Here is a 9,845-nt window from a genome sequence, read left to right as displayed (position 1 = left end):
CCGACGTGCCCGCCCATGTTGGCGTGCATCGTCTTCTCGGTGCTGCCGAAGGCGTCGAACAGGTCCAGAGCCCGCTGGCGGGGGTTCCCTTCGTCGTCCCACTGGAGCAGGAACAGCAGTGGGATGGTGATCCGCCGCGCCTCCTCGCGCTGGGCCAGGGGCACGTAGCCCCCGGCGAAGAAGCCGGCGGCGGCGATGCGGGGCTCGGTCACCGCGAGCCGGATGCCGACGGCGGTCCAGCCCGAGTAGCCGACCGGTCCGTCGATCCCGGGCAGGGACAGGAGGGCGTCCAGGGTGGCCCGCCACTCCGGGACCGCGTTCTCGACCAGCGGGCCGATGAAGGACTCGAAGATCCCGTCGACCGGCTCGCCGGCCTGCATCGCCCGGCGGAGGTCGGCGCGGGCCCGGTCGTCGGCGGCGGAACGGGGGCGGCCACCGCACCCGGCCGCGTCGATGGTGGCCACCGCGTAGCCCTGCGAAGCGGAGTACCGGGCCCGGGCCACGAGCCGGGGCTCGTTCTTGGGCAGGCCGTTGTTGTGGGCCATGAGGATCAGCGGAGCTGGCGCGGATCCGGGCGTCCACAGGGTGCCGGGGATCTGGCCGAGGGTGAATTCGCGTTCGAGGACGCCGTTGTCGAGGCGCTGCTCGGAGGTGAACTGCATGGTCGTGCCTTTCGGGAGTGCACTGGAACGGCGCTCCCGGACGACCTATCGTCCGACCGTGACCCCGGAGGAGAGCACCCATGTCGAATCTGCGTTCACGGGTACCACCTCCTCGTTCTCTCGCACGGCCTCCGGCAGGTTAGCAGCGGCCGCCGCGGTCCACCAAAGCGTTTTTCGCGCGGGCCCGGGGCCCGCCGTCGAGGCGGTCGGGCTCGGTCTCGGCGGGTCGAATGTCAGTGCCACTCGCCATGATGGCGTCATGAAGGACATCGCCTCCACGGCCTCCCCTGTCGCCCTGACCTCGACGGACGCGTACACCGACGCCGTCGCCACCGCCGTGCGGGCCGCCGCCGCGTACTACGCCGACGGCGGCACGCCGCTCGGGGACGACGAGTACGACGCGCTCGTCCGCGCGATCGAGGCGTACGAGCTGGCGCACCCCGACGAGGTGCTGCCCGAGACGCCGACCGGGAAGGTCGCGGGCGGGGCGGCGGTCGGGGACGTGCCGCACAGCGTGCCGATGCTCTCGCTGGACAACGTGTTCTCGGCCGAGGAGCTGGAGTCCTGGGCGGCCGGTCTGGAACGCCGCCTGGGCCGGCCCGTCGCCGCCTGGTGCGTCGAGCCGAAGCTGGACGGCCTCGCCGTGGCCGCCCGGTACCGGGCCGGGCGGCTCGCCCAGGTGCTCACCCGGGGCGACGGCCTCGCGGGTGAGGACATCACGCATGCAGCCGACGCCGTCCTCGGCCTGCCGGCCCGGCTCGCCTGGCCGCTGGACGTCGAGCTGCGCGGCGAAGTCCTGCTCACCCACGAGCAGTTCGAGCAGGCCAACGCCGTCCGCACGGCCCACGGCGCCACGCCCTTCGCCCACCCGCGCAGCGGCGCCGCCGGCACCCTGCGCGCCAAGGACCGTCCGTACCGCGTCGAGCTGACGTTCTTCGCCTACGACGCCCTCGGCCTGCCCGGCCTCGACCACGCCGCCCTCCTCGCCCGGCTCGCCGAGCTCGGCGCGAACACCGCCGCCACCACGGACGCCGCGCCCCGCCGCTGCGCGAGCCTGGCCGAGGCGCAGCGGCGCATCGACGAGATCGCCGCCCTGCGCGCCGCGCTGCCGTTCGGCATCGACGGCGTCGTGGTGAAGGCGGACGCGGTGGCGGACCAGGAGGAGGCCGGTTCGGGCTCGCGCGCGCCGCGCTGGGCGGTGGCCCGCAAGCTCCAGGCGCAGCACAAGGTCACCCGGCTGCTCGCGGTGGAGTGGAACGTCGGTCGCACCGGGATCATCGCGCCGCGCGCCGTCCTCGAACCGGTCGTGATCGACGGTGTCACGGTCACGTACGCGACGCTGCACAACCCGGCGGACATCGAGCGCCGCGGCCTGATGCTCGGCGACCAGGTGTTCGTCTACCGCGCGGGGGACGTGATCCCGCGCGTGGAGGCGCCGCTGGTGGACGAGCGCACCGGCGCCGAGCAGCCGATCGCGTTCCCCGAGGTGTGCCCGCGCTGCGGTGACGCGATCGACACGTCCGAGCAGCGCTGGCGCTGCGTGCGGGGCAGGGGCTGCCAGGCCGTGGCCTCGGTGATCTACGCGGCCGGGCGCGACCAGCTCGACATCGAGGGCCTCGGCGGCACGCGCGCCGTGCAGTTGGTGGAGAGCGGCCTCGTCAACGACATCGCCGATCTGTTCACCCTCACGAAGGAGCAGCTGCTCACGCTCGACCGGATGGGCGAGACGAGCGCCGACAACCTGCTCGCCGCCCTGGAGACGGCCCGCGTCCGCCCGCTCAACCGGGTGTTCTGCGCGCTCGGCATCCGCGGCACCGGCCGCACAATGTCCCGCCGCCTGGCCGCGCACTTCGGCAGCATGGCCGCGATCCGGGCCGCCGACGCGGAGGCGCTCGCGGGCGTGGACGGCATCGGGGTGGAGAAGGCCGCCGTCATCGTGGCCGAACTCGCCGACGTCGCACCGCTGCTGGACAGGCTCGCGGCCCAGGGCGTGGGCCTGGAGGTCACCGAGCCGACGGCGCCGGCCGCCGCCACCGGCGGGGGCGAGGCCCCGGCGGGCCCGCTCGCCGGCGAGGCCGTCGTCGTCACCGGCGCGATGACCGGCGCCCTCGCGGACCTCTCCCGCAACGCGATGAACGAGCTCATCGAGCGCGCCGGCGGCAAGGCCTCGGGCTCGGTGTCCAAGCGCACCACGCTCGTCGTCGCGGGCGACAAGGCCGGCTCCAAGCGCGCCAAGGCCGAGGAGCTCGGCATCCGGATCCTCACCCCGGAGGAGTTCGCGGCCGTGGTCGCCGAGTTCCTGGAGTGACCGAACCGGACCCCGGTTACGCAGAGGTGCGGTAGGGTGACCGACGTCGAACAGGACCGCGATCCAGGGAGGTGAGACCCATTACCGGTACGTCCGAGCGGGTGCTCCCCGGGTCCGGTCGCAGAGACGGCGCGTCGCGCGCATAAGGCGCGGGCGCGTCCCGTCCCACGGCGACAGCCCCGACGGGGCCCTGACGGAGTCGTTCAGCTTTTCTCGATTCCCTCAAGAGGTTCTCCTTGTCGGTCTTCCCTTCCGCAACCCTCCGCTCCTCCGTGGTCTCGCGCCTGCGCACCGCAGGCTGCGTCTTCGCGGAGGACGAGGCGCGGATCCTCCTCAGCGCCGCCGCCACCCCGGCCGAGCTCGCCACGATGGTGCGGGCCCGGGCCGAAGGGCGTCCGCTGGAACACGTCGTCGGCTGGGCCGAGTTCGCGGGCCTGCGGATCGCCGTCGACCCCGGCGTCTTCGTGCCCCGCCGCCGCAGCGAGCACCTCGTCGCCACGGCCACCGCGCTCACCGGCCCCGACGCCGTCGTCGTCGACCTGTGCTGCGGCAGCGGGGCCCTCGGCGCCGGACTCGCGGCCACCACCCGGGGCGGAGTCGAGCTCCACGCCGCCGACGTCGACCCGGCCGCCGTCCGCTGCGCCCGGCGCAACCTCGCCCCGTACGGCGGGCACGTCCACCAGGGCGACCTCTTCGCCGCCCTGCCCGCCGGCCTGCGCGGCCGCGTCGACGTCCTGCTCGCCAACGTCCCGTACGTCCCCACCGCCGACATCGGCCTCCTGCCGCCCGAGGCCCGCCTCCACGAAGCCCTCCCCGCCCTCGACGGCGGCGCCGACGGCCTCGACGTGCTGCGCCGCGTCGCCGCCGACGCCCCGCAGTGGCTCGCCCCCGGCGGCTCGCTCCTCTTCGAGACCAGCGAACGCCAGACCCCGGCCGCCCTCGCCATCGCCAGGGACACCGGGCTGCGCGCCACCGCCTCCCACCACGAGGACCTGGACGCCACCGTCATCACGGCAACTCGGCGCTGCTGACGGCGGATCGGATGATGGCGGAGTGGGAAATCGGCACTGCAGACTTCCCGCTCCGCCAATATCCGCGTGCGCCGGTGGCAAACGAGGCTCCCGCTCGATCTCCGCGTGCGAGCACTAACGCGCCGGCGGGGTGCGGCCGGGTCAGACGGCGGAAAGGTGCAGCTTGAACGGCGAGCCGTTGGAGGTGGGCGTCCAGCCGTTCGACCGCGCGGCCCGAATGCCTGCGGTGACTTCGCGCGGCAGGACGACCTCGGCCGGCACCAGGCTCGGTGCGAGAACGGACGGCCGACCGGTCTCGACGACGAGCGTCGTGCCGGGCCGGGCCGCGTCCTCCACCATGTAGGCCAGGGTGCTGGCGTCGAAGTCGCAGCACCAGTGCTTCCTGCTCAGTCGCCAGCGGTACTCGACGCCGTCGACGACGATGCGACGGGAGCCCTTCTTCACCAGTGCCATTGCTCGCCCTTCGGCCTTCGACTGCTTGTGCACGTCTGCCGTCAGTCTCCCCGTACGGCACGCGCGTGTCACCGGATTTGGCGCGGTGCTCCGGCGTCGTCGCTCGGCCACCGTCGGCGGTGGCGCGTCAGATCCAGTTCCGGTCACGGGCCACCAGCGCCGCCTGGAACCGGTTCGATGCTCCCAGGCGGCGCATCAGCGCCGCGACATGGCCGCGGTAGGTGCGCAGCGACATGCCGAGTTCGCGGGCTCCGGCCTCGTCCTTGTCGACGCGGGCCATCGCCTGGAGGATCTGTCGTTCGGTCTCGCTCGGCAGTCGCTCCTCGACCCGGCAGGACTGTGACCAGCGGCGTTCGAACAAGGCCAGCAGGTTCGCCAGCAGGCCGGGCTGGCGGACCACGAGGGCGCCGCGGGTGATGTCGTGCGGGTCGACCGCCACCACGGCGGTCTGCCGGTCGAAGATGACCATCCGTTCCAGCGGACCCGCCGTGCCCCGTACTTCGGCGCCCTGCTCCGCCAGTTCCCTCGCGAGGAGGCCGACCTCCGGGCGGTCGAGCGCGCTGGTGTGGAGGATGGTCCGCATTCGCAGGCCGCGTCGCAGGCACTTGAGGTCGGAGCTCCGGACCGAATCGAGGGCGGCGGTGATGATCGGTCCGGGGTGGGTGGTCAGCCGCTCCTCGCGGGTGAAGAAGGACAACTCGTCGATGCACGCGACCACTTGGTCGATTCCCTCGACGCGTTGCAGGTCGAAGGCCGGACCCCGTTGCCCCTGCCGCTGGTCGTCCAGCAGGACGTCCACCACGTGGCGCGAGGAGACGACCTGCCGGATCTCGCTCTGGAGGCCGTGGACGCGGCGCCGTGCCAGCCGTTCGACCACGGCCCTCGGATCGTTGCCGCTGAAGGTGCCGCGGCCGGGCATCTCCCTGACCATGCCCAGGTCCCGCAGCCGGGCGACGGCGGTCCCGGCGACATCCTGGTCCATCCCGCAGCCGAACCGGATCGCGGCGAATCCGATTCCGGGGGAGCGCAGGAGCAGGCGGTAGACCGCTTCCTCCTGGGCATTCACGCCCAGCGCCGCAAGCGCGTTGCCGTTCATCGGACTCCCGGGAACTCGTCGGAACAGAACGGCGGTCCAGGCCGGGCGCCGCCGTCGAGAACAGATCCTGCAAGGGGGGACCCGGGGCGCCCAAGGGGCCTCGGTCCATCGTGGCCGGGACCAATGTCACGTGCGGTGCAGGAACCTGCACGCGGGTTCTGCAGCAAGTGCGGCAGTCGTGCGGATCGATTCCCGTTCGTATGCCAATAGATTCGTTCCGGCCTTCAAGGGAGTGGAGGCAAGGGGACTCATCAGTACCGGCACTATTCAGAAGGTTCTTTCGTGCGTCATACGTATCTTCGTCACATTCCGGGGCTCGCCGCCCTCGGCATGGTCGCCGGCATTCCGCTCGTCGCCGCGGGCCCGGCCCAGGCCGCCGAGGCACCCGCGTGCAAGCCGCTCGCAGTCGAGTACTCCGTCAACGGGGGCAAGACCTGGACCAGGGGCAGCCGGATGAACGAGCCGCATGGGGTCATCGAGGTCCGACTCGTCGGGAAGCCCGACGCCGGCTGCGTCTACAAGGTCTCGCTGGCCTCCTACGACTCCGAGGGCCCGACGTGGTCCTCGTCGGGCGAGCAGGCCTTCCTCGGTTGGGCGACCGCCGCACTTTCCGCCGACAACCCCCGGGCGTCCCTGGACGTATCGGCCCACCTGCCGAAATGCTTCGGCCAACTCGACCTGTACCGCGGTGACCGGAAGTTCGACGGTGTCGACAATCCGTTGCCGAACTACCCTGAGGGCGTCATCTACGGGGACCTGATCTCCGCTTGGAACGGCGGCCATTCCTGCGAGCCCGAGCCGACCGCTTCACCGACAGCCACTCCCACGGCAACAGCGAGCCCGACCGCGACGGCCACGGCGACACCCAGTCCGACCGCCAGCACGACGGTTGCACCGAGCCCGACGGCCACGACCACGGGCGCGCCGAGCCCGAGCGTCACCGTGACGGCCACGTCGAGTGCTGCGCCGACCGGCGCGGGCTCGCCATCGGCCTCCATCGTGCCGGACGGGAGCCTGGCCGAAACCGGCGGCGACGGCGGCCGGACGCTTGCCTACGGCGTCGGCGGCGCCGCCCTGCTCACCGTCGGTGCAGGCGTGTTCGTGGCCGCCCGCCGCCGGACCGCCCGCCGGTGACGGAGCACCGGCGAACGGCCTGGCCCGGCGGGCCGGCAGCTCCCGCCGGCCCGCCGGGGCTGCCCGTTCAGGCGGCTTCCGTGCCGGGGGTCGGCCGGCCCGGGGTGTTCGGGAGGCCGTGGTCGCGCAGTGGGCCGACCTGCCAGCCCTTGGCGGCGCAGTGGTCGAGGAGGGTGGGCAGGGCGCCGAGGGCCGACTGCCAGGCGGCGGGGGCGGAGGTGCAGTCGGAGTCGTGCAGGAGGATCGTGCCGCCGCCGTGCAGGTCGGCGGTGACCGTGCGATGGACCGAGTCGGCGGTGGCGCGGCTCGTCCAGTCCTCGCCCCAGCTCGTCCACAGCACGGGGGTGAGCCCGAGCCTGCGTGCGGACAAGTGGGCGGCGGTGGTCATGACGCCGTACGGGGGCCGGAACCACTGCGGTGCCCGGCCGGTGAGGTCGGTGATCGTGTCGCGGGCGCGGCGCAGGTCCTGGTACGTGGCGCGGGGGCCGCGCAGCAGCAGCGGGCGGTGGGCCCAGCCGTGCACGGCGATCTCGTGGCCGGCGTCGGCGATCTCCCGCACCAGGCCCGGGGACTTGTCGGCCATCGAGCCGAGGAGGAAGAACGTGGCCTGCACGTCGTATTTCTGAAGGATCGTCAGGAAGTGCGGCGTGGAGAACGGGTCCGGGCCGTCGTCGAAGGTGAGGGCGACGTGGTCGGGTCGGCCGGTCCCGGCGAGGCGGGGCATCAGGCGGTTGCGCAGCGGTCCGAAGGTGGAGATGACGGGGGCCGCCTGGACGGCGGTGAGCGCGGCTGCGGCGGTGCCGATGCGCAGGAGCGTGCGGGGCTTCATCGAGTACGGCCTCAGGAAAGGGTGGTGAGCGCGCCGAGGCGCGGGAGCCGGTGGGGGGTGGTGGCCAGGCGGCGCAGGGTGGCGGAGAGGTCCGCCGGGTGGGCGTCGCCGCATTCGACCAGGACGACCTGACCGGGCCGCACGGCGGGAGTGGTGGAGCTGCCGCAGGCGACCCGGGCGTCGGGGACCACCACGTGCTCGTGGTGGTAGGCGGCCAGGCCGAGGTCGAGGGCGTCCAGGTCGGTGCCGGAGAGGAAGAACCTGGCGGCCGCACCGGTGGCCGCGCGCAGGGCGGTGGCACCGGCTTCGACCGAGTCGCGGCGGGTGACGATCCCGGTCGCGTACGGCGGGCCGTAGCCGGCGTTGACCACGGTGAGTCCGGCGCTCGCGAGGCGGCGCACCTCGCCGGGGTCGGCGGCGGCCTCGGCCGCGTCGATGGAGACGGCCGCCTTCTCGGCCACCAGGGTGCGCAGTGTCGCGTCGTCGAGGCGACCGTTGTGCGGAGGGTGGACGACGAGGTAGGCCCGGCCGGTGTGGTCGGGGTCGACGGTGTCGAATCCCCCGTAGGCGACGGCGAGTTGGGTGCCGCCGGTGGCCAGCCAGGCGGTCGCGGCGAGGGCTGCGGCCGCGAGGCCGAGCTTGCGGACGGGGCGGCGCGGCGCGGGTGTGGTCGCCCGGCCCGGATGGCGCCGCTGCGCCGGGATCGCGGGGGCCAGGGGGGTCGTGGGGGACGTCGTGGTGGCGCCGGAGCGCTCGGCGGCGTACTGGCCGGCGGCGTACTGCTCGGCGACGGCCGCGATGGCGTTCGCGGGGCCGGTCGCCTCGCGGTGCAGGGCCAGCCCGGCCTCGCGGTACCGGCGCCGGGTGATGCCGTCGACCATGGCGGCGAGGACGGGCTTGAGGTCGGCCGGGTCCTCGATCCAGGGGGCGAGGCCGGCCTCGTCCAGGGCGGCGGCGTTGGTCTGGCCGTGGCCGGGTATGCAGCGGTAGCTGACGGCCGGCAGGCCGCAGGCGAACGCCTCCAGGGAGGTCAGGCCGCCGGCGTTCTGCACCAGCACGTCGCAGGCGTGCATCAGGCCGGGCATGTCGTCGACCCAGCCGAAGGCGTGCTCGATGCCGTCCGCCCGCAGCCGCGCCGCCAGGGGGCCGTTCTTCCCGCACACCACGACCGGCACGGCCGCGCCGGTGTCACGGATCTCGGCCGCCACCTTCGCCACCTCGCCGACTCCCCAGGAGCCGGCCACCAGCAGCGCCAGCGGCGCGTCCGCCGGGAGGCCGAACCGGGCCCGGGCGGCGCTGCGCTGGGCGTCGGTGGCCGGGGTGAACCGGGGATCGACCACAGGGCCGGAGACCACCACCCGCTCGGCGCCGTGCTCGCGGGCCTGCCCGGCCGGGACGGGATGCGCCGCCAGGTGCAGATCGGCACCGGGAGCCACCCACAGGGGATGCACGGAGAAGTCCGTCAGGTAGACGGCGGCGGGCACCGCGAGGCGTCCCCGGCGGCGCAGGGTGCCGAGCACCTGCCCGGCGAGCGGGTACGTCGCCACCACCGCGAGGGTGTCCGGCGGCAGCCGGCGCAGGAGTCGCCGGTGGCTGCTGCGCTGCATCAGCCGGATCATGAGGCCCGGACGCCCGGCGTTCTCGGTGGCCGAGTAGATCCGTTGGTAGGCGGAGGGGGCGATGGTCAGCAGCAGCCGGTAGCTGTCCGAGACCAGTCGCCCGAAGCCGGCGGGTATCAGGTCCAGGAAGTCGTGGCGGTCGACCGAGAAGCCCAAATGAGAGAGCCGAAGGGCGAGTTGGGCCGCAGCCCCGTCGTGCCCTGCGCCCACGCTCGCGGAGACGATCACGACGCGCCCGGTGGTGGAACCGGGCGGGCAGGAGGGGGCGGCGTGGTGCGCCGGTGCCTCCCGGAGGTCTGGGGGTTGCGACACGGTCGGCCGATCTTCTCGCGATGGCGGGGTAGGGGGCGGGGCGGCCTCCGGCGCCTGGTGCCGCCGTCGGGGCTTGCGGGAACTGTGCGTCGGGATGGAGCGCGGCGGGTGCTCGGCAGGCCGACGAGTGCGGCGCGGCCGGGCCCGTGCCGCGCGGCGGCGGCGCACGGAACGCCGACGCCCACGGGCCGTCCCGGACCGGCCGGGCGGCGGTGGCCGTCGTTCAACCGGCGCTCACTCTACAGCTTTTGGCCCGACTGTCTACAGGGCTGTAGAAGCTTGTCGGGTACCTGCTGGACGCTTGTCGAGTACCTGCTCGCCCGCTGTCCGCCCGCCGCTCGCCCGTGGAATCCCGCGAGGCGGCAGTGCTTGCCCCGGTGATCGACCGGTGTGCCATGATC

The 9,845-nt window shown here is 73.7% G+C and carries 8 protein-coding genes; 3 read left to right on the top strand and 5 right to left on the bottom strand.

Going from position 1 to position 9,845, the window contains the following annotated elements:
- Positions 1 to 662, bottom strand: a 662-nt coding sequence (locus ACFVU9_RS19670) for a dienelactone hydrolase family protein (protein WP_387594795.1), incomplete at its 3' end; no start/stop codon positions are given.
- Positions 663 to 921: 259 nt separating this feature from the next.
- Here ACFVU9_RS19670 and ligA point away from each other — a divergent pair.
- Both ligA and ACFVU9_RS19660 read left to right on the top strand, forming a co-directional pair.
- On the top strand, positions 922 to 2,970 hold the full coding sequence (gene ligA / locus ACFVU9_RS19665; protein ID WP_387594792.1) for an NAD-dependent DNA ligase LigA: 2,049 nt from the start codon (positions 922 to 924) through the stop codon (positions 2,968 to 2,970).
- Between the two features lie 236 nt (positions 2,971 to 3,206).
- Positions 3,207 to 4,001 (top strand): putative protein N(5)-glutamine methyltransferase, encoded by a 795-nt coding sequence (locus ACFVU9_RS19660; protein ID WP_387594789.1) that lies wholly within the window; start codon positions 3,207 to 3,209, stop codon positions 3,999 to 4,001.
- 141 nt (positions 4,002 to 4,142) lie between these two features.
- Here ACFVU9_RS19660 and ACFVU9_RS19655 read toward each other — a convergent pair whose 3' ends face one another.
- Both ACFVU9_RS19655 and ACFVU9_RS19650 read right to left on the bottom strand, forming a co-directional pair.
- Positions 4,143 to 4,454, bottom strand: a complete 312-nt coding sequence (locus ACFVU9_RS19655; protein ID WP_387594787.1) for a hypothetical protein — start codon at positions 4,452 to 4,454, stop codon at positions 4,143 to 4,145.
- Between the two features lie 127 nt (positions 4,455 to 4,581).
- Entirely contained in the window at positions 4,582 to 5,550 is a 969-nt protein-coding gene (locus tag ACFVU9_RS19650; RefSeq protein ID WP_387594784.1) for a LuxR C-terminal-related transcriptional regulator, read from the bottom strand.
- A 282-nt stretch (positions 5,551 to 5,832) separates the two neighbouring features.
- On the opposite strand from ACFVU9_RS19650, the gene ACFVU9_RS19645 reads away from it, so the two are divergent.
- Positions 5,833 to 6,684: a hypothetical protein gene (locus ACFVU9_RS19645; protein ID WP_387594781.1), complete on the top strand. Its 852-nt coding sequence runs from the start codon at positions 5,833 to 5,835 to the stop codon at positions 6,682 to 6,684.
- Positions 6,685 to 6,751: 67 nt separating this feature from the next.
- On the opposite strand, the gene ACFVU9_RS19640 is transcribed toward ACFVU9_RS19645, so the two are convergent.
- Positions 6,752 to 7,513, bottom strand: coding sequence for a polysaccharide deacetylase family protein (locus ACFVU9_RS19640; protein ID WP_387594778.1), 762 nt, complete (start codon positions 7,511 to 7,513; stop codon positions 6,752 to 6,754).
- 11 nt (positions 7,514 to 7,524) lie between these two features.
- The gene (locus tag ACFVU9_RS19635) at positions 7,525 to 9,444 is read right to left on the bottom strand and encodes a glycosyltransferase (RefSeq protein WP_387594775.1); all 1,920 of its coding nucleotides are present in this window, start codon (positions 9,442 to 9,444) and stop codon (positions 7,525 to 7,527) included.
- Positions 9,445 to 9,845 lie beyond the last annotated feature (401 nt).

It is taken from the genome of Kitasatospora sp. NPDC057936 (assembly GCF_042887525.1).
Classification (GTDB): domain Bacteria; phylum Actinomycetota; class Actinomycetes; order Streptomycetales; family Streptomycetaceae; genus Kitasatospora.
Note: the sequence above shows the minus strand (reverse complement) of the source record. Positions and strands in the feature narration are given on the sequence as shown.

Bases quoted from the DNA above. Each gene is read 5' to 3' on its own strand.
- ligA (WP_387594792.1), top strand. From the start codon at position 922: ATGAAGGACATCGCCTCCACGGCCTCCCCTGTCGCCCTGACCTCGACG.
- ACFVU9_RS19655 (WP_387594787.1), bottom strand. From the start codon at position 4,454: ATGGCACTGGTGAAGAAGGGCTCCCGTCGCATCGTCGTCGACGGCGTC.
- ACFVU9_RS19650 (WP_387594784.1), bottom strand. From the start codon at position 5,550: ATGAACGGCAACGCGCTTGCGGCGCTGGGCGTGAATGCCCAGGAGGAA.
- ACFVU9_RS19640 (WP_387594778.1), bottom strand. From the start codon at position 7,513: ATGAAGCCCCGCACGCTCCTGCGCATCGGCACCGCCGCAGCCGCGCTC.